The 20318-nt window shown below is 39.3% G+C and carries 24 protein-coding genes; 7 read left to right on the top strand and 17 right to left on the bottom strand.

The window, feature by feature from the left end; translation table 11 throughout:
* The first annotated feature begins 287 nt into the window (after nt 1-287).
* Complete coding sequence (locus V7O67_RS07540; RefSeq protein ID WP_342305456.1) at nt 288-1040, top strand: hypothetical protein; 753 nt, start codon at nt 288-290, stop codon at nt 1038-1040.
* Between the two features lie 60 nt (nt 1041-1100).
* Complete coding sequence (locus V7O67_RS07535) at nt 1101-2471, top strand: PGF-pre-PGF domain-containing protein (protein ID WP_342305457.1); 1371 nt, start codon at nt 1101-1103, stop codon at nt 2469-2471.
* Nucleotides 2472-2794: 323 nt separating this feature from the next.
* Here V7O67_RS07535 and tnpC read toward each other — a convergent pair whose 3' ends face one another.
* The 3 genes from tnpC to V7O67_RS07520 all read right to left on the bottom strand — a co-directional run bounded on the left by tnpC (nt 2795) and on the right by V7O67_RS07520 (nt 5763).
* Nucleotides 2795-4243, bottom strand: a complete 1449-nt coding sequence (gene tnpC, locus V7O67_RS07530; protein ID WP_406671410.1) for an IS66 family transposase — start codon at nt 4241-4243, stop codon at nt 2795-2797.
* Between the two features lie 205 nt (nt 4244-4448).
* Nucleotides 4449-5045, bottom strand: a complete 597-nt coding sequence (locus V7O67_RS07525; RefSeq protein ID WP_342305458.1) for a DUF2119 domain-containing protein — start codon at nt 5043-5045, stop codon at nt 4449-4451.
* A 58-nt stretch (nt 5046-5103) separates the two neighbouring features.
* A complete protein-coding gene (locus V7O67_RS07520; protein WP_342305459.1) occupies nt 5104-5763 on the bottom strand; it encodes an SAM-dependent methyltransferase in 660 nt (219 codons plus the stop codon).
* 96 nt (nt 5764-5859) lie between these two features.
* Here V7O67_RS07520 and V7O67_RS07515 point away from each other — a divergent pair, with 96 nt between their 5' ends.
* Together V7O67_RS07515 and V7O67_RS07510 are read left to right on the top strand one after the other, a co-directional pair.
* Nucleotides 5860-6780, top strand: a complete 921-nt coding sequence (locus V7O67_RS07515) for a bile acid:sodium symporter family protein (RefSeq protein WP_342305460.1) — start codon at nt 5860-5862, stop codon at nt 6778-6780.
* Nucleotides 6781-6815: 35 nt separating this feature from the next.
* Complete coding sequence (locus V7O67_RS07510; protein WP_406671362.1) at nt 6816-7490, top strand: HAD family hydrolase; 675 nt, start codon at nt 6816-6818, stop codon at nt 7488-7490.
* On the opposite strand, the gene V7O67_RS07505 is transcribed toward V7O67_RS07510, so the two are convergent.
* From V7O67_RS07505 to V7O67_RS07465, 9 genes are all read right to left on the bottom strand, one after another.
* Nucleotides 7472-8563 (bottom strand): NADH:flavin oxidoreductase, encoded by a 1092-nt coding sequence (locus tag V7O67_RS07505; protein WP_406671361.1) that lies wholly within the window; start codon nt 8561-8563, stop codon nt 7472-7474. The genes V7O67_RS07510 and V7O67_RS07505 overlap by 19 nt on opposite strands.
* A gap of 41 nt (nt 8564-8604) precedes the next feature.
* Complete coding sequence (locus V7O67_RS07500; protein ID WP_406671360.1) at nt 8605-9315, bottom strand: cytochrome c biogenesis protein; 711 nt, start codon at nt 9313-9315, stop codon at nt 8605-8607.
* A 78-nt stretch (nt 9316-9393) separates the two neighbouring features.
* A complete protein-coding gene (locus V7O67_RS07495) occupies nt 9394-10068 on the bottom strand; it encodes a heme exporter protein CcmB (protein ID WP_406671359.1) in 675 nt (224 codons plus the stop codon).
* Nucleotides 10069-10090: 22 nt separating this feature from the next.
* Entirely contained in the window at nt 10091-10837 is a 747-nt protein-coding gene (locus V7O67_RS07490) for an ABC transporter ATP-binding protein (protein WP_342305465.1), read from the bottom strand.
* 87 nt (nt 10838-10924) lie between these two features.
* Entirely contained in the window at nt 10925-11599 is a 675-nt protein-coding gene (locus tag V7O67_RS07485) for a molybdopterin-dependent oxidoreductase (protein WP_342305466.1), read from the bottom strand.
* Nucleotides 11600-11617: 18 nt separating this feature from the next.
* Nucleotides 11618-11914 carry a hypothetical protein gene (locus V7O67_RS07480; RefSeq protein WP_342305467.1) on the bottom strand — a complete coding sequence of 99 codons (297 nt, stop codon included), beginning with the start codon at nt 11912-11914 and terminating at the stop codon, nt 11618-11620.
* A 619-nt stretch (nt 11915-12533) separates the two neighbouring features.
* On the bottom strand, nt 12534-12881 hold the full coding sequence (locus V7O67_RS07475; RefSeq protein ID WP_342305468.1) for a hypothetical protein: 348 nt from the start codon (nt 12879-12881) through the stop codon (nt 12534-12536).
* 135 nt (nt 12882-13016) lie between these two features.
* Nucleotides 13017-14099 (bottom strand): metal-dependent hydrolase, encoded by a 1083-nt coding sequence (locus tag V7O67_RS07470; protein WP_342305469.1) that lies wholly within the window; start codon nt 14097-14099, stop codon nt 13017-13019.
* An 89-nt stretch (nt 14100-14188) separates the two neighbouring features.
* On the bottom strand, nt 14189-14617 hold the full coding sequence (locus V7O67_RS07465; RefSeq protein WP_342305470.1) for a hypothetical protein: 429 nt from the start codon (nt 14615-14617) through the stop codon (nt 14189-14191).
* Nucleotides 14618-14816: 199 nt separating this feature from the next.
* Here V7O67_RS07465 and V7O67_RS07460 point away from each other — a divergent pair, with 199 nt between their 5' ends.
* The gene (locus V7O67_RS07460) at nt 14817-15416 is read left to right on the top strand and encodes a class I SAM-dependent methyltransferase (protein WP_342305471.1); all 600 of its coding nucleotides are present in this window, start codon (nt 14817-14819) and stop codon (nt 15414-15416) included.
* Between the two features lies 1 nt (nt 15417).
* Here the strand turns inward: V7O67_RS07460 and V7O67_RS07455 are convergent, their stop codons facing one another.
* From V7O67_RS07455 to ala, 5 genes are all read right to left on the bottom strand, one after another.
* Nucleotides 15418-15711, bottom strand: a complete 294-nt coding sequence (locus tag V7O67_RS07455) for an ArsR/SmtB family transcription factor (protein ID WP_406657195.1) — start codon at nt 15709-15711, stop codon at nt 15418-15420.
* A 49-nt stretch (nt 15712-15760) separates the two neighbouring features.
* Nucleotides 15761-15973, bottom strand: coding sequence for a hypothetical protein (locus tag V7O67_RS07450; RefSeq protein WP_406671358.1), 213 nt, complete (start codon nt 15971-15973; stop codon nt 15761-15763).
* A gap of 108 nt (nt 15974-16081) precedes the next feature.
* Nucleotides 16082-16570 carry a hypothetical protein gene (locus V7O67_RS07445; RefSeq protein WP_342305475.1) on the bottom strand — a complete coding sequence of 163 codons (489 nt, stop codon included), beginning with the start codon at nt 16568-16570 and terminating at the stop codon, nt 16082-16084.
* A 184-nt stretch (nt 16571-16754) separates the two neighbouring features.
* Nucleotides 16755-17381: a hypothetical protein gene (locus tag V7O67_RS07440; protein ID WP_342305476.1), complete on the bottom strand. Its 627-nt coding sequence runs from the start codon at nt 17379-17381 to the stop codon at nt 16755-16757.
* Nucleotides 17382-17440: 59 nt separating this feature from the next.
* Complete coding sequence (gene ala / locus V7O67_RS07435) at nt 17441-18421, bottom strand: alanine dehydrogenase (protein WP_342305477.1); 981 nt, start codon at nt 18419-18421, stop codon at nt 17441-17443.
* Nucleotides 18422-18537: 116 nt separating this feature from the next.
* Between ala and V7O67_RS07430 the strand changes: the two genes are divergently transcribed.
* Together V7O67_RS07430 and V7O67_RS07425 are read left to right on the top strand one after the other, a co-directional pair.
* Nucleotides 18538-19449: a hypothetical protein gene (locus V7O67_RS07430; RefSeq protein ID WP_406671357.1), complete on the top strand. Its 912-nt coding sequence runs from the start codon at nt 18538-18540 to the stop codon at nt 19447-19449.
* 128 nt (nt 19450-19577) lie between these two features.
* Entirely contained in the window at nt 19578-20231 is a 654-nt protein-coding gene (locus V7O67_RS07425; RefSeq protein ID WP_342305479.1) for an NAD(P)H-dependent oxidoreductase, read from the top strand.
* Nucleotides 20232-20318 lie beyond the last annotated feature (87 nt).

Raw genomic sequence — 20318 nt, 5'->3', positions numbered from 1 at the left:
ATATTTCTTGTCAATTTAAAAATAAATTTACTCCATAGTTCCACATATGCAGTGATAATTTAAATAAATTAGTTACAATCAAGTAAAAAAATATAACTTACTATGCATCTGCTTTATTCAATAGTTTCCAGTCTAAATGTGCAATGTTTAGAAAAAAATAGACTATGTGAGTATTTTTAAATAAATAATGAAGACATTATTTATATATGTAAATATAATATTCAACTTGAATGTCATCCTTAAAATGCATCATGTTGGAAAAATATCGAGTTCCAGCCATTATATTCTTGTCATTAATTTTACTATCAACATCTGCCACTGCATCATCCTGGCATGTGGAAACAGTTGACAACAATAGCATTGTTGGATACTACACTTCCCTTGCATTTGATTCAGCAGACAGACCAGCAATAAGTTATTACGATAGCACAAATGGAAATCTTCAATATGCTTTTTATGACAGCAACCAATGGATCATTGAAACAATTGATAACAATGAATCTGTTGGATACTACACTTCCCTTGCATTTGACCTGGCAGATAAACCAGCAATAAGTTATTACGATAACAATAATGGAGACCTCAAATATGCTTATTACGATGGCAACCAATGGAAAATGCAGATTGTTGATAGCGTAGACAATGTTGGAAGATACACATCTCTTGCATTTGACTGCTCAAATAATCCAGCAATAAGTTACCATGATGACACAAACGGGACTCTCAAATATGCCCATTACGATGATAATGGATGGCAGATTGATATAATAGACAATGGTGGTGATGTTGGACTATACACTTCGCTGGCATTTGACCTGACAGATAAGCCAGCAATAAGTTATGAGGACAACACGAACTATAGCCTCAAATATGCTTATTATGATAACAACACATGGAATGTGAATACAATTGACAGCAATGGCTACGTTGGACAATATACATCCCTTGGATTTGATTCTGAAAATAAACCAGCAATAAGCTATCTTGATGCTGGTGTTAACAACCATCTCAAATTTGCTTATTACGATGGCAGCCAATGAAATGTAGAAACAATAGACAACAGCGGATACGTTGGACAATACACATCTCTTGCATTTGATTTGCAAGATAAACCAGCAATAAGCTATTACGATGTCACTAACAGAGATCTTAAGTATACCTATTACAATGGCAACAGATGGAAGACTGAAACAGTTGATAGCATTGGTGATGTCGGACGATACACATCCCTTGCTTTTAATTCGACAGATGAAGTAGCCATTAGTTATTACGACAGTACCGAGATGACACTCAAATATGCCACTGTTTTGAAGCCAGGTTTTCTTTCAGTCAATTCTTCCATACCAGATGCTATAATATATGTAGATGAAGCTAAACAGGCCATCCAGACCAACACAACTCTGGTACTTGAAGTCGGAACATACAACATAACTGTGGTAAAAGATTTCTATGAAACACCTGCATATCAGATGGTCACTATTAATGGATCCAATCCTGCAATAGAATTTTCAATGGTACCAATCTTACCTGAAGCTGATTACACAACAAATACAACATCAGGAATTGCACCGCTAAATGTTGCATTCACAGATCAATCTACAGATGGCCCAACTATGTGGAACCTGTCATTTGGTGATGGACAATGGTGTAATACAACGGATGAATCAGCAGTTAGTACCACACATGAATACACCAATTCCGGAATATATACTGCAACACTTACTGTTAGTGCAAGGGGATTATCTAACAGCACATCGACAACAATTACAGTGAATTCACCTCCCTCACCAATTCCATCGAATAGTAACTCCGAAAGCTCTGAACAAACTGCTCCAGACCAAAAAGAAAAAGTCATGGAAACCACGACCTCATCAATAATAAGAGTTAATAACGGTGCTGAAGTTGAATTTAATTTCTCTGAGAGTAATACACCAATTACAGGAATAACCTTTGATTCAAAGAACAACAAAGGCCTTGTTATGGCCAGAGTAGATGTACTCAAAGATACACCTGATGGAGTATTTTCCCCTCCAGGCACTTCTTATAAGCTCATAAGTATAAATGTAGGAAATGAAGGTACAATCTCGACAGACAGTGCTGACAATATCAACATCCATTTCAGGGTCAGTAAGGAATGGGCAGCGGTGAATAAAATGGATACATCCACAATACGCATGACAAGATATCATGATGATCAATGGGATGACCTTCCAACCATCCATGTCGATGAAGATGATGAATTGATATACCTCACCACCCAAACACCTGGCTTTTCAATCTTTAGTATTGTAGGCTTTAAAGCTGGGGAAAGGATAGGAGATGAAGAAATGATGTTGTCAACGTCTGAATATACTCAAGAACCTGAACCAGAAACAGAGAATATGGAAGTTCGTACTACCCCAGGATTTACAATTATTACAGGGATTGTCATCGTATTTATTGCAGCCCTTAGGAACAGAAAACAGAAATGAGAGTAGATAGTTAACCGTCCTTTCATTACTTATCCACATACATTCTTTTAGAGATCACTCACATATAATGAATGATTAATCATGACATATAACCCATACACTTATATAGAGTGATGCACTTGTATATCATGATAAATCATGACAGAACACTACTACAACAACAATATAGATCTAACGAAATTTGCCACGATGCTGACCGGACTTGCTGCTACAATGATGGTATATTATTCCCTCATGGCATGATCAAAGTATCTGCCATGAGAAGTTTTTATGTAACTATTCAGCCTAGCTCACTTCCATCAAGCTGATTTCTTCATCCACGATCAATTCTGCAACTTTGGAACAAATGAATTGCCATAAAATATTGCACTAATTGCATCGATAACAGATTCAGAATTCTTATTAACAGTAGACACGTATCCTCTTATACGGCAGAAATTTTTTGCACCCTGTTCACTGCGGAAAGTACCTGATATCTTCTGCTGTACTTTCGTCATTCTGATATCTCTTTCAGCCTGATTGTTATCAAACGGAACGTTTTGGTCGTACATAAATCGCAAGATATCCTCTTTATGGCCAATAAACCTATCCAGCAAATTCTTTACCGTGGTCTGCTTCTTACGTCCTCGTTTTTTAGACCGCACATTTGATTCCGGATCAGGAGGATTTTCATTCACTCCTAAACAAGTTATGTGATCATAATCCTCACTGAACCTTTGAATTAGCTCAGTATCTAAAAGATCATTATCAACATGATGTTTAATGCATATCAAGAGATCACTCATTATCTTTGGCCACTGTTGATCCCTGTTTTCGGAAGCTCCAGTTAACTCTCGTAATAAATGTGCATTACATAATGAATGTTGACATTCATATTTGTTGTACGGTTTCCAAAAATCATGTGTTGCAACACCAGTGTAACCTGGTAATATGCCCATAGCATCCATTGCTTCTGAGCCCCTTTTGCGATGTGCAAAATAATAGGTCAGTTTGTCTGTACCTGCCACATGAAGCCAATTACGAACTGCATTTATTCTCATTCCTGTTTCATCCAGATTGATGACAGGAGATTCTTTCAGGAGATGTTTCACTGTATTTTCAAAAGCTCCAAGCTTCTCAAAACAACTACGTTCCGTGTTCACCAAAGTAGCAGGACTTATCTTGCATCCCAAAATATCAGAGAACAACTTGGTAACACGCTGATAAGGAAGTAATTGGTAAGTGTGCAAATAAACTGCAAATGACTTAACTCGATGACCGTATTGAGTCGGCTGAGTTACACCATCTGGAAAAAGAGCTTTGTTTACATGAGAACATTTGGGACATGTTTTAATCTCGCAACGATGTTCAATGCAATTGATAGTTATAGGAGGAATGTCAAAGACCTGTCTTCTTTCATAGTCAGAGGGAACAGAAGCTAACGATCTCCCACAATTGACGCATTGATTAACAGGATGAACAATAACTTCATCCGGATCATCATTTATTCTTAATGTAGTACCAGGATGACCGTTTTGACCACCTACATGCTTATTGGTCTTTTTTCTTTGACTTTTAACGGTTGGTTTATTCCGTGCATAAGAATCAGTAGAAGGTGGTTTGCTACTGTTGCGACTATTCTTTTCAAGCATTTCTTCCAAATGCCTGACACGCTCTTCAAGTTGTGCAATTTGGAGAGATTGATGTTCAATTATCCCAAGTAATCGAGTTACAAGTTCTACTACTGCTTCTGGACCAGCTTCATAAACTGCAAGTATTTCTTCGCGGTCTATACAAATCCCCTCAGATTGATAGACGTTTTTTATGATATTTTACTGAATATTTTTTAACACATAGAATGAAGCCATAGTATATTGTTTTTTGCATCATTAAAACAGTCAGGCTGAATAGTTACGTTTTTATTAACATTGTTATTGAAATACAATCGTTTTTCTTTCAATCATACTTTTATATTTGCAAGTCAAAATTTTTATAGGACTAAATTTCATCATCTGATAAACCATAGAAATTCTTATAATCCTCAATAGCTTTCCTTGCCTGTTTTGGATATCGTTCAAACATACAGCTGAGGAACTCATCTCTGGATGTGAATTCCTTCATTCTGTTTATAATGCTTGTTGCATACTGTTTCGAAAGGGTATTTCCTTTCTGTATCTCAAAAGTCAGGCAGAGTGCATCCTGAGGAAAATACTTCCTGCGAATGTATGGTGCAACAGAACCCAGAAGCACATCATGATCAAGCCTGCTGAATGCCGGCACACCTACACGGTCCAGCCTTTCAGCCCCTGTGAGTTTTCCAATATTTTGCGCAGAATAAGAGTGAATTTCAATATAGACTTCAGGTTTGAGTTCTTCCACAGCCTCTATTATAGGCATCCCGATTTCAGTAAAATAGTTATCATCCAGTGTAGAGACATAGTTACCTTTATTCACAAGAGGAATAACTGCCAGAGTTCCCTTCTTGGGAGCTTCTATGTTCTCAAGGATGTCTGAAGTATCCTTCCATTCTTTCCCGTGCAGACCTGCCACAAACAACCTGACAGGTTTTCCTTCCCCAAGTATACGGTATGACATGTTCATCTCAATTTAATCTTTATTTTAACCTTAAATTCATCTCCCAGTCTTACCCGGATTACACAACTTTCTGTGCAATGATATATATCTCCTGCTTTTCAGATTCCAGAACCTCGATGATTTTCAGTCCCATTGCTTCTGCCTTTGCAAGAATAGGTTTGCTGTTCTTCTGCTTTCCCATCTTGATTACCTGAAGCAGTTTCCCTTTATCCCTCAATAGTGGCAACACCCTTTCAAGAGCTGCCAGAGAATCCAGAGGTTCAAGTGTCATATCACTGAGTATCACATCGACCTTTTCAGGTGACATCTTTTCCAGTGGAACCTTAAATACATCTCCGAACATGACAGAAATATTTTCTTTTTCATCGACTACTTTTTCGAGTTCCGTGCTGAAATCCCTGCTGAATTCCACACCTTTAACAGAAGATGCTATCTCAGATGCCAGCATCAAAAATCCTCCTGCACTTGAACCAAGGTCCAGTACCCGGTCACCCTTTTCGATCAGACCTGTGGCATCCTGTATCTTTTTGAGTTTGAAATAACCCCGGGGCATATCAAGCCCTTCCTCCACATCAACCTCAGCATCTGCACTGATATCCCTGGAAGGTTTTTTTACAATGGTATTGTCTACTTTGATATTGCCATTAAGTATAGCGGTTTTTGCCCTGCCCCTCGACTTGAAATAGCCCATTTCCACAAGGTATGCATCCAGTCTCATGATTCAACTAATAAGGAACTGTACTATTTATATTATCAGTTCCAAATTACATGCTCAAGTTGTAGTTATTTAAAATCCAGCTTTCAGGAATAGATAATGATAAAGCGATTCAACTCCCTTTTCCCCCTGTGGGCAATTATTTTCTCAATAATAGCCTTTGCCTACCCATCTGTATTTTCCCCTTATAAAAATGCCATAACTCCTCTGCTTGGGATTGTAATGTTTGGAATGGGAATCACACTTTCAGCAAACGATTTTCTACTTGTTCTCAAAAGACCTCGTGTTATAGCCCTTGGAACTGCCATGCAGTACATACTCATGCCACTCATTGCCTTCATCATTTCTTATCTGCTTAATCTCCCGATTGAGATCATGGCAGGAATGGTACTGCTGGGATCCTGTCCCGGAGGTACAGCTTCAAATGTCATCTGTTACCTTGCAAAGGGAGACGTGGCACTTTCAATAACACTTACCTCTGTTTCCACATTACTGGCTTTCTTCCTGACACCTGCACTTACATGGCTTTATATCGGGCAGGCAGTACCGGTAGAAGTAGGGAACATGATGCTGAGCATTGTAAAGATAGTACTTGTCCCGGTAGCGCTTGGAGTCATCATTAATACGCTCTTCGATAAACATATTGAAAGATTCAGGCATGCTTTCCCGGCATTGTCAGTAGCCACAATCGTGTTTATCATTGCTATTATCATTGCCCTGAATAAAGAGAATATCCTTGTTGCCGGAAAACTTGTAATGATTGCAGTTATCCTCCATAATGGATTTGGATTTGCAAGCGGTTATTTCATTTCAAAAACACTGGGACTTGATGAGAAGGATGCAAGAACCCTGGCAATAGAAGTCGGGATGCAGAATTCAGGATTGAGTGTGGCTCTTGCAGCTAAGTATTTCACACCCCTTGCAGCTCTTCCCGGTGCTTTATTCAGTATCTGGCATAACATCATGGGCTCTGCACTGGCTGCATACTGGTCATCCAAAGAGGACAAAAATGGTTTATAGAATGCTGACCGATGCTTTCTCCCAATGGTGATGATTTGTTAAAGGCAGTAATATTCGATATGGATGGTGTGCTTGTGGATTCAATGTCATATCATGCGGAAGCGGTCCAGCATATCTTTGATGAGATAGGCGTGGAAATGGATCAACAGGATATCTTTGAAAGAGAAGGAGAAAGAACCGTGGACATCGTTGCATTCCTGCTCGATAAAGGGACTGGTAATGCATCAAATTATGACATATCAGATATTGTGGAGAGATATATTTCCGAGTTTAACAGGATAGTGGAGCTTAAGGTCTTTGACGGCATGCAGGAATGCCTTAATGTCCTGAAGGAGAAATTTGACCTTGCTGTTGTGTCGGGTTCCGACAAACCAATTGTTAATGACATTATCAGCTCCCAGTACCCAGGGATATTTAAAGGGATTGTAACTGCCGATGATGTGGAACGTGGAAAGCCGGAACCTGACCCATATCTCAAAGCAGTGGAAATGCTTGGAATTTCCAGTCATGAAGGTATTGTAATAGAAAATGCCCCCATGGGTGTGGAGGCTGCGAAAAAGGCAGGCTTGTGTTGTGTAGCAATACCAACCTACCTTGACCCGGAAAAATTCCAGCAGGCGGATATGGTCATAAAAGACCACACACACCTTGTAGAGTTCCTGCGAAAGCTTGATCCCTCATACAACTGTCTTCAGTTGCCAAAATCATAATTGCATTTTATGCCGCTCTCATCAGAACACAGGTTGCAGGATACACATTTTGCAATCTCTGTTTCACCATTCCTTATTTTTGCAACAAGGTCAGGTTCACATATGAGCGACCTGCACAGGGATACCATATCTGCATACTCTTCTGCAAGCATCTGCTCCATAACAGCCTTAGAACGTATGCCACCTACTACTATAACCGGCACATCAACAGCTTCTTTTATCATTTTGGAGTACTGCTTGTAGTAAGCCTCTTTTTCCTGTGAGTCAATGTCTGTTCTGAACAGCTCATCACCTGCTTCTGCAGTACCTCCGCTTACCTCAATTGCACACACACCATTTTCGGCCAGGATCTTTGCAATCTCTATGGATTCTGGAGCATCAAGGACGTTTTTCTTGCCTTTTGGGAATCCATCGGTAGCATTCAATTTGACAAGGATCGGAAAATCATCTCCAATCATCTCATGTATTCTTGTGATGATATCCAGGATTACCTGTGTCCTTTTTTCTGTTGAGCCACCCCACCTGTCTTTGCGTCTGTTTGTGTAGGGAGAAATAAAATTACTGAGCAAAAAACCGTGGGCACAGTGTAATTGTACACCATCAAAACCGGCCTCCTTCCCTCTTCTTACAGCATTGGCAAAATCATCTATGGTTTCCAGAACTTCTTTTTCTGTCATTTCCTCGGGAGTTACACCGTTTCTTTTATTTGTAACGGCTGAAGGTGCAAGCATAATTGGAGTTTTGGCACTTAACATGGTCTGCCTGCCACCATGCATGATCTGTACTACGATCTTGCTCCCATGCTCGTGAACCCTGGAAACTATCTTCCTGTAATCTTCGATAAACCTGTCATCGTAAATGCCCTGCTGTAAATGATCGCTTTTTCCCTTCGGATTCACATAAGCATAGCCAGTGATAATTACCCCTGTCTCGTTTCTTGCGAGTTCCTCGTAAATGTCCCCTATCTTCTCAGTAGGAGTCCCGTCCGGTTCAGCCATCCATTCATGGGTTGCCGAGCGTACAAAACGATTCGAGACCTCCATTCCACACAATGATATCGGTTCAAACAACATAATAGATTATTGAAGTCTTTGGCTTATATCTTTTCTTAGCCTCATGCAGACTTATACTTTGCTTCATCCAGCTCTTCCTTTAGGGCTTCGTTGTTCACCCTGTAGACAAGCATTGATGTAAATAACAGCGCAAAGGCCAACATATTGACCATAAGTGTGAGACGTAGTGAAGTTCCTTCAAGTCCCCCGCCACTGCTTCCATAAGCAGATCCTCCGAACATGAGAGGGTGTGCTGAACGCCAGAGCCTTACCGAAAAGAAGCTCAAAGGCACCGATACAAAACCAACAATTCCGAACACTGCTGCAAGCCTGGCTCTTTTTTCAGGCTCTTCAATGGCCTGGCGGAGCATGAGGTATGCGAGATACACCAACAGCAATACAAGGGATGTCGTAAGCCTGGTATCCCATATCCAATACCATCCCCATGTGGCCTTTGCCCATATGGATCCTGTGACAAGTACCAGGAATGCAAACACTACTCCAACCTCGGCAGAGGAAAGCGCGATCATATCCCATTTCCTGCTGTTTGCCTTAAGCTGCATTATACTGGCAATAAAAACCACTGTGAATGACAGGTATGCCACCATTGCAATTGACAGGTGGAAATAGAAGATCTTAAAACTACTGTCAAGCACCTCACCGGCATTTCCCTTCATCTGGGGCACATAAAAAAAGACCATCCATATGGCAATTAGCATAACAGGGAATGTGATGGCTGCAATTATTCTCTCTTTTTTCCTGTCAATGAGCATGATTGTTCCTCTGCCTTATTAAAACTCCTGGTTTAAATGCTTTTCATACATCCTGTATTCCAGTCTGAACTGATAGTTTCAGTCCATTATGGTATATTCAAACACAAGCTGGCCGACAACAAAGAAGATGAGATCATATACCAGAAGCAATCGTATTTCTGAACCTATATTTCCGATATCTCCATCCACAAGTACTTTTCCTGTTGCCATTACCGCAGGAATTATAACCGGGATGATAAGAGGAAGCAGAAGCACAGGGAGCATTATTTCCCTTGCCCTTGTGCTGGCCGAGAGTGCTGATAACAGAGTTCCCACACTCACAAAACCAAAGGTTCCCAGGAAGATAACTATTGCAAGTCCCAGAATACCAGTTATATTGTAGTTGAAAAGTACAATGAAAATAGGGATTGTGAGTAACTCAACCATGAACATTAGTATTGCACTTGATATTGTCTTTCCAATATAGATAGAGCTTCTGTCAATGGGTGAGAGTTTCAAACCTTCAAGACATCCGTTTTCCATCTCACCTGCAAATGAGCGTGAGAGTCCCAGTGTTCCTGCAAATACAAAGGCTATCCAGAGCACACCCGGAGCAAGCCTGTCAACAATTTCCTTCTGGCCAAGCAAGTCACCGAAGGAAATGCTGAAGATAACTATCACCAGCACGGAAAAAATAACCATCGAGTTGAGCATCTGCTTTGTCCTGAATTCAGCCTTCAGGTCCTTTGCTGCTATATGGAGACTTTTCAGCATCTATCCCACCAATCCTGCTATCCTAAAAGTTGCTGGTACCCTCGACGTCCATATCCTTTTCGACTATGGAAAGATACTCTTCCCTAAACTCTGCTACACTTGCAACATCTTTTTTTAATTTATCGAAACGTAGCTCTCCTCTGTCCATAATGAGCATGCGGTCACATAACTCAAAAGCTCTTTCAATATTATGGGTAATCATTATCCGGGTTACATCTGAATTTCCAGTATTCATGAGGACACGTTCAAAATTTGCAGCCGCATGCTGGTCAAGACCAGTGTAGGGTTCATCCATCAGCAGAATTTCAGGACGATGTAACAGGGCTCGTGCAATTGAAAGCCTCTGTTTCATTCCCCGTGAAAATGAGCCGGCTCTCTCGTCAGCACGCTGAAGGAGATTGACACTCTTCAGGATCTCGTCAATCCTTTCATCGATCATACTTTTTTCAATACCGTACATACGTGAGAAAAAAATCAGATTTTCCCTTGCTGTAAGCTCATCATAGAGATATGTTTCGTGGGAAATTGCGCCTATCATCCCCCTGATTTTAGAAGGGTCTTTTTTGTTGTCAATCCCATTGATCAGCACATTTCCCCTGGTAGGTTCAATAATTGTGGATATCACCTTAAGAAGAGTGGTCTTCCCTGCACCGTTTGGACCAAATATGGCAACAAATTCACCTTTTCCAATCTCAAGGTGAATATTATTCAGTGCCTTTCTATGACCAAAGCTCTTCGAAAGACCGTTTATTGAGATGATACTATCCATTGGAGCTATATTTATGGCTTATGTAGATTAACGTTTTGTCCTGAAAATAATTATTCAGAAAGAAAAATGAAAAAGATGATACAATTATCATCTCTCAAAGGCAGGTCCGCCAACATCTGCATTATTACTATATCCCACACTTTCCCAGTAACCTTTGTAGGGTTCATCAGTGACCTCAATGGCTGTTATCCATTTGGCCCATTTGTAACCATATTTTACTTCTGCAACGAGCTGAAGAGGAAATCCCCTGTCTGCAGGCAATACGATATCATTGAGCTCATAAGCCAGCATAATGTCGTTTACCACAAGGTAATCAAGTTCAAGTCCTGTGGAGTAGCCATCAGCTGAATAAAAAATAACGGTGGTTGCACTACTATCGATGCCGGTTTCATTAAACAGCGTATTCAAAGTCACACCTGTCCATTTCGCATCGAATCCCCAACCCTCAACGCAATCCATACGCACGAATCTTGTTTCTGAAGGATAAGCAACTAACTGGTCATAGGTAAAATTAAGAGGTTCGTCTACCAGTCCATAGACACGGAGTTCATACGTGTCCTGATCTATGTACTGGGTACCTTCAATGCCATTGTTACGTTGCTTTGAGATGGGAGTGAGTTCCATCCCCTCAAACTCCGTTGCTTCTCCAGAAATATTGATCTCTTCCCGAGAGTCCTCCAGACAACCAGATGTAAGCATAAATAAGAAGAAAATGGAAATGGATGAAATTAATACAACTCTTGAAGCCATCCTATCAATCATCTGGCAACCTCCTGCCTATTAGATATTAGCCAAAAGTTCAAGCCCTTTGTCACTTAAAAAATACTTGTCTTCGCTGATATTCAGAAACTCCCCGTTTATCAGGAATTCAGTATGGTACTTAAAGACTTTCTCATCAAGTCCTGAACTTTCAAGAAGGTTCGCCTTTGTGGCTCCAAAAGCCCCTATTTCTTTTATGAGTTGTCTTCTTACCGGATGTGAAGCTGCTTTATGTATTACCTCATGCTCAGCTTTTACACGTTCCCTTTCAGAAGGTCTTGCAATTATCAAATCATCTAATTCATCGTCATCCAGCATTGTCCAACTCCTCCTAAAATTAACTATAAAAGTACAATATTAAAAGTATTGTGCCAGATGGAACTGAAAATAAAAGAATAAAATGTAACTATTCAGCCTACCACAATTAGCCTATTGATACTGATTTAATCAAAACGGAGATGTTTGCTCACTAACAACCTAAGAATCAAAAAAGCAATCAATGGCAACAATCAAAATTAATGATCCTAATAAAATGTAGGTCTCAACTTTTTGTCAAGATTGCTATTGATAGTGTTTTTATCAGGCTGAATAGTTACAATAAAATTAAGGTAACTATTCAGCCTGGCACGATTTGCCTATTGGTACTGATTTCATCGAAATAGAGATGTCTGCTCACTAACAATCTAACAATCAAAAAAGCAATCAATAGCAACAATCAAAATAAATGATCCTAATGAAATTTACGTTTCAACTTTTTGTCAAGATTGTTATTGATAGCGTTTTTATCAGGCTGAATAGTTACAAATTAAGATTAAAAATAAAATTGGATGCTTGCTTTCTTTAAAGAAAATATAAATGCTGGCGTGTTGAAAGCAAACAAGTTATTAATGCAAGAAGATGCATTTATCTGAGGGGATCGTTGTTACCAGCATCCATATTAATGTGATAAAGCCACTGATCTATCTGTATTAGAAACATGTGCAAACTCCATTTCAGGGTGCTTATGTGACTCTTTTATTATTAAACCAGGATCTGCAGGCAAGAATGTGAGTTTTCCGTCCTTGTACCTCATTGGAGAACCAATAGCTTTGTAATATTCATTCTTAAGGCTCTGTATTGCAGCTATCACTGTTTCATTATCATACTTAGAGTTACCAAGATTTGCAAATGCTACCCCCAGCAACACATTGTTTGCGTGCAGGGCAAGATGCAGATGCCATGTATCCTTGTTAACGAATTCATGGATTTTAATATCCATAACCATATTGCTTTCATTTTCCCTCAAAATAACAATCTCCTTATATTGACTGTAATTGAAAGAAATTGTGAACTTATATATAAGGAGTTTGTATGTATTTTTAGAAAGATGTACACGAATAGAATCAACGTGTACTTAATACGGAACTTTATGTTCATAAGCTCATTCGAACAGGCTCACAGGTACGACTTTACCATGGTTAGCATTCCTTTTCAAATACACTTGATAATTATCAGAATCTACTTCGAAAATAAATACGTATTCTGTTTTAAAGTAAGCCCAATATTGTGCAAAAGGGTTCCTTGCATCGCTAAGAGTCACTGTTACATTATCCTGTGAAGCAGAAACATTGTATACCAGATAATCAATTTCTCCTGGAAGACTGCTTTTGTATAATGTTTCAGCCCTTGACAAATATTCCATGAACTCACTTTGATTGTCAGGGTACTTTGGGACAAACGTGACTTTCTCTATTCCATCCCAGTAACTGGAAGTGAATATTCGATAATGTGTGTCATTGTAAGGATAAGCTGAAAGGAACTTACCAGGAGAGATTGGATAAGAACCCTGGTACCCTATATCATGCCCTTCAAGCTCTTCAAGATGGTCTACAAGCAATACTTTTGCAACAGGATTAAACAAACACCAGATAGTGAATATTATTAGAAGATTCCTGTAAAATACCTGGTGTTTACCCTTTGAAAGCCCGTTGAACCAGTTATTCCTGTTTTTTAGGATCTCATTTATCTTTTTGATACCATTCTTTTTGTTCTTTCCATTATTTTTTGCATGTTCTGCTAAAATGTAAATAATAGGTATAAAAGATATAATTGTGACAACAGGATCGAAGAAATCAATTGCTCCTACGGTAGAAGAATCTGTTACAAACGGGAAGAAAGGTCTCATTTTCCAGCTTGTGACATAATCCAGATATATATGACTGAATATTGCAACACCAGAAGCTATTGTCAATGTTCTGTCCTTCTCTTTGAACCATATATATATAGTCACAAAAGAGACAAAAATAATGGAATGCATGAACTCACGATGACCCATCAGGTAATACATAATATTGTATGCCTCATGACTCAGGTTCTGGTCAATCGTAAGTAACAGCGTATTCAGTATGAAGTCATGATCAGGAAGAATTGCCATGAAAGCAACTATCTTTACCTGCCTGTTGTTCAGTCCTGCAACTGATGCTATCAAAAGCCCGATACCCAAATGGGACAGAGTATTTACCATCCTACAATCCTCACTCCACTTAAGATGAGGCTATCATTCTTATTATATTTTTGCAGGATGCTAAAGTCTGTTATAATCTAAGTTAGCCTTCAGTACTTTCCAAGAGCCCTTGCAACGAACCTGTGAAAACCATGCATACTTGCACTGCTACCAAGATACATCATGGGACATCTTCCAGTGATTATGTTCAGGCCGGGTTCATATTCAAGATGATTGACATCACATGTATCGGTCTTCCAGTGTACCCAGAAATCACTGATGCCTCTTTCAGCCATTTTTTCAATGATTCTGGCAGGTTCCCTTTTTGTAACCCCTATTACAACATTTTCCACACTATCTGGCACCGCTGATATTTCCTGAATGGAGCCTTCTACCGGTTTATCGGAGAAATCCAGTACACAAACTGTTTTTTCTCTTTTTTTGAGCTCATCTATTGTCCATTTTATGGCAGGCTTCGTACCATCCGTTATAACCAGAAAATTATCCCTTGCCCAGAATTCTTCCTGTTTCGTGACCATGCTATCCTTCCTTTATACTTCCTTCTGAAAGTTAATATCTCATGATATATGAGGGCTTTTAAAGAAGACTCAGATGTAAATGCAGGTCCATTAAGGAAAATGTAGATGCAGAAAGTATTTCCTGAAAAAGACAAATAGAATATTAACTAAGCAAAGATGAACACAGATTGTTTAAGCAAATAAAATCAAAGAAAAATGTATGTCAATCATTTCCAAATACAACCGTTTCTCCTACTTGTATGACCTCATGGAAATCCCGATCGAATTTTTCTGGTACAGTAAATGGAGAAAAGAGCTCTTTGCCAACATGTCCGGGAGAGTTCTTGAGGTGGGTGTCGGGACTGGTAAGAATATAAGATACTATCCAAAAGACTGTGAAGTTGTCGGAATAGATATAAGTGACGGGATGCTTGCACATGCGAAAAAGCGCTCAGCTGGAAAAAAGAATGCTGTCCTCTTCCTTATGGATGCAGAACATATGGGATTTAAGGACAACTGCTTTGATTTTGTGGTGACGACTTTTGTATTGTGCTCTATTCCAGAACCTATAGGTGCACTTGAAGGGATGAAACGTGTCTGCAAACCTGAAGGTACGGTCATAAACCTTGAGCATATGAAAAGTGAGAAACGGTTAATAGCGTTTTTTGAAGACCTCTTTAACCCAGTGACCACGGCAATCACTGGCGTGAATATAAACCGTGAAACTGTGAAAAATATTAAAAAAGCAGGTCTTAATGTAACCGATGTAACAAATATAGCTCTATGGGATGTTTTCAGAATGATAAAGTCTAAACCTTGATTCAATCAAATATCTTAGACAGGTCATCTATTCCAATATCGACATCAAATTTTTTGAGCTTGAAGAATTTCTTTGCACGCATGTCATCATCCTCAAGTCTCAGGTCACTTTCGACAAACCCTGCTTTTTCAAGACGTTTCAGGTGCAACTGTATAACCTGACGTGAGAGGTTCAGGTCCTTGGCCAGTTCGTACACATATCTTTCCCTCTCTGAAAGTAAGTACAGTAGCTTTAACCGGACCGGATGCGAAATAGCTTCTCCTATGACTGTAATTTCCTGAAGTGTCTTTGTCATCTGGAATCCTGCACCTGTTTTTGAATAAATTTTTGCGGAGACTGAATGATCAGATCTCGTCGAGCTTTTCCTTAATATCTTCCACAGTCTTCTTTATATCTTCTACGTCTTTCTCTATTCTTGCCAGACGTTCATTATTGCCGGAACTTACGAACTCAGACCTGTTAAGCAGAGAAAACGCCAGCCAGACTATCACAATCATGACAAGTATGTTCAAAAGCAGTCCCCAAATTCCATAACCATACATGCTACTGCCCATCATTTTATATTCACCCTAAAAAGTTATATTTTTAATAAAGAGTATATGGGAAGGGATGTATTATTACTTTTCGACCTTCCACACCTGATTATTAAGTCACATGGATGATAATCAATATCTGTATCCGGCTCCGCCACAGCCACCATATCCACTGCCGCGCATGCTGCGTCCACTCTGATAGTACTGTGACCTCTGGTTTGTGGAACTTGTGTAAAAATCATCAATGACTTCACCCGTATATGCATCGATGCGTCCCTGAGTGATGGTGCCTTCATCATCTGAATAACTGAATACCCACCATCTGCCCATCTGATAGACATTAGATTCTGTTATATTCTGACCAGTTGCATCTTCTGCAAGCTCTAGAGCTTCATCAACGGTCCCGACTTCAAGCTCAGCAACTGTTGTTACATCGGATGCATATACCCCGTAAGCAGGACAGTTATCGTATCCATATCCCATTCTGTTCGCTGCCCATCTGTGCATCTGTCCGAAGAAAGTCGTATCATCTGTTTCATCGACCGCTGCACTTACTATACCTATCCCTGCAATGGTTGCTATAAGCATACCAGCAAGGAGTATTGATGTTGTTTTTCTCATTTTTACACCTTCCTGAAGTACAAGAGTGTTATGTCCAGCATATGTAGCCCTGACACTACATATGTATGACGTACCTGTACTTAAGGGTTGTGTTGAACTTCCGATATAGGCCGGTTTTAAGCAGTAGTAAAAAATGTATTTTTACCAGATTTAGCAGATTTAAAAAAATGTATACTGATTATTTTTACTTTCTTCTTTCACTGAACCATCCGACAAGAGGCGGTATCCAGCATAGGTTCGCAGCAATTGCTTCAAAAGCAGTGAAAGTCTGTGTAGTTGGACTGAAACCAAGAAAACGTGCACTTAAAAGACCTATTGGAACAATGAATATAACTGCAAGGCTTGCAAGCATAACAGGATGATGGACATACCTTTCAAAAGCAACCTCCCATGAGCCTTCCTTTCTCTTCAAAAAGAGCAGACCTGAAATATTGGCTCCTATCTGGTCGCTGAGTGAATAGAAGAAAGGTATGTAGAATCCTTCGATACCATAGACATCAACCCCCGCAAGCCGGCTTCCAAGGTCAATAACCCATGGAACAGCAATCCCAAAGAGTTTTCCCCAACCGTATGCTTCTGCCATTGTCTGGGCGCTAGGTTTGAAGTGCTGACGTATGGAATAGAATCCCTCGAATATACTTTCCCCCTCACCTGCAAGGGTACGCACCAGCCACTGACCGATTGGACTGCGCTGATATCCATACACATCCAGCAATACGCCCGTAAACAGGCCGACGATGTATCCAGGAAATGTATATTTGATGAGTTCTGAGAAATTTTCAGTCTCAAATTCTTCTTCAGATTCCTCCACTTAAAAGATTATTTTCTTTTTTGTATATGAATTACCTGCTCCTGCGTTATACCCGAATATTAGAATAACTTTATCTTTTTTCCGATACCCATTTCAACAGCCTTTGTATAAGCAATATTGGCAGTCACAAGGTCTTGAACAGCAAGTCCTGTGGAATCGAATATCGTAATCTCCTCATCTGACTGCCTTCCCTGTTTTACTCCTGCAACCACTTCACCAAGCTCAGCATGGATATCAGATCCTGATATCAGTCCTTTTGACAGAGGAACATTGATCTCCCCTGAATGCGATGCCTGGACAATATCATCCACAATTATCCTTGACCTCTTCAACAAAGCAGGATCCAATTCCTGTTTACCCATGGCATCGGCACCTATGGCATTAATGTGGGTACCTTCATGGATCCACTCGGACATTACAACAGGTTCTCTCACTGGTGTAGTAGTCACCAGAACATCACAATCACACACGTCCTTTATGCTCCTTTTTTTTGTAAAATTGCAATTTACTACCTCACGCATATCCTTTTCAAAAGCATCGCAATGAGATAGATCTCTACATGTTACCTTCACTTCCTCTATCTCCATGACCTCTGAAAGTGCAAGTAATTGAGTTCGGGCCTGCCCACCTGTTCCTACCATCCCCACTACATGGGAATCAGGGCGTGCAAGATGTTTTGCAGCAACCCCACCTGCAGCACCAGTCCTCATATCCGTGATATAGGTACCATCCATAATAGCAAGTGGAGCACCGGTTTCCGTAGAATTGAGAACGATGACAGCCATCACAGTCGGAAGACCTTTTTCCCTGTTATCAGGATGTACATTGACTATTTTAACGCCTGCTATATCCTGTTCCCCCATAAATGATGGCATTGTACGCAGGTCACCGTTGTGTTCATTGAAATAAAGATAGGATTTTGGAGGCATCTGTACCTTTTTCAATCCATGTTCCCGAAAACCATTCTCTACTGCAGAAAGAGTTAGCAGCATATCAATAACAGTTTTAACGTCTGATTGTTCAAGCCAGAGGATATCCATTGAAACACACTCCTTAAAAGATATAAAATATGTTCAAATTGATGTGATAAAACACTATTCTTTTCTGACAAAATGAATATATATAATTATATATTAGTAACGTCTTAATATAATATGTGACCGGACAAAATCCCAGTGGAACATCGAAACAAGAAATAGCTGATCTAATAAGAATAGCTGATGAGATGCTGGAAATACTGGAATATAAAATTGCAACCAATAATCACGAATATCAAAAGAATCGAAATACATTCATTGCCGAATATACTAAATGGTACACTCGATGTTTGCCCATCATAAGAAGTATACTCCCTGATAAAGCACCCAGATATGAGAGCTTATATCACACAAATAAACGTTCCGGAACAAATGAGTACACTTATACCATACAGGATTACATTCAAGGAGTTTATTTTAAGGATAAACCAAAAAGTTATACAGACAACATCACGTGTAAAAGGCTGAAAGAACAGAGATCTATTTTAAAAACAGCTCCACCAAGGATCAATGATTTCTCCTTTGAAATAGAAAAATTCGTTAAGATCAATCCAATTTACGGACAAACTTCATCTTCAATATCAAAACATGAGAGGTTCATGGACATCAGGTTTTCTGATGACCATTACAATTCAATAAAAGCAGAAATAAACTCATGTTACAAACGTGGCTTCTTTGTGGCAACTTTTTTACTTTCAAAAGAATTAATCCGAAATCTCCTTATAGACATTATAAAAATCAATTTTCATCCAATATCTGATGAGCAGATTTCTCTTTACTACGATTTTCAGAACAATACCCATAAAGAGATGTGGCAATTGCTTGGAACACTGATAGAAAAGAAAGAAGAAATTGACATCAATTCTGAAGCGATTGAAAATCTTATAGAGATGCTTGAAGCCATGGACCAGAAAATGAGACCTGGCTCACACTCATTTAAATCAATCTCTACGCGTGAGGACATCGATAACTACAGACTTGACGAACTTGTAGAATTACTTAATGACATCGTTGAATTCATGAGTAAGTGAACTCAATGTGAAAAATATCTTATTATGGGAAAATCTAATATCTCATAAGCTATGGAAAGCTCATTTTTATAGTGATACTATACACAAATGTATAAGTACTACAAAATAAAAAATGTATATGGGGTAATATGAACATTTTATACATTTTTGCACATCCTGAACCGAAATCTTTCAATTCGTTCATGAGAGAGATAGCTGTAAAAGAACTTGAGGAGAAGGGCAATAGAGTAAGACATTCTGACCTTTATACAATGGGTTTCAAGCCGGTGCTAGACAAAACTGATTTTCTACAACGCAAGAAAACAGACTCATTCAACCCATTCATTGAACAGATCACAGCAAGTAAGGAAGGTACTTTTTCCGATGATATAATGGCAGAGATGGAAAAAGTAAAATGGGCAGATGTCCTGATCTTCCATTTTCCCATCTATTTTACCGCAATGCCAGCCATCATGAAAGGGTGGATAGATAGAGTCTTTGCAGCGGGTTTTGCCTTCAGTCCGATAAAAGATAGAGTCTATGAGAATGGATTATTGAAAGGCAAGAAAGTAATGATGGTAATAAGTACCGGTGCAGAAGAAGAATGGTACTCTATGGCAGGTAAACACGGAGATATCCGGGAATTGTTAAGGTACATTAGCCACTGTACATTCGAGTATGTAGGAATGGAAGTGATTGATACCCACATAACATTCGGAGCGGGAAAAATGACTGCTGAAAAAGTAGATGAAGAATTGAACAGGTATCTGAAAAAGTTAAACCTGCTTTTCAAGAACTCATAAACCTGAAGCCTTTAGCCCAAAAAAATCGTAGTAGTTACTGTAATTGATCCGATATCTTAACTTCAAACAAATTCGTAGTTTAAGCAA

The organism is Methanolobus sp. ZRKC4 (assembly GCF_045291305.1).
Taxonomy (GTDB): domain Archaea; phylum Halobacteriota; class Methanosarcinia; order Methanosarcinales; family Methanosarcinaceae; genus Methanolobus.
The sequence above is the reverse complement of the archived record's forward strand: the minus strand, read 5'-3'. Positions and strand labels throughout refer to the sequence as shown.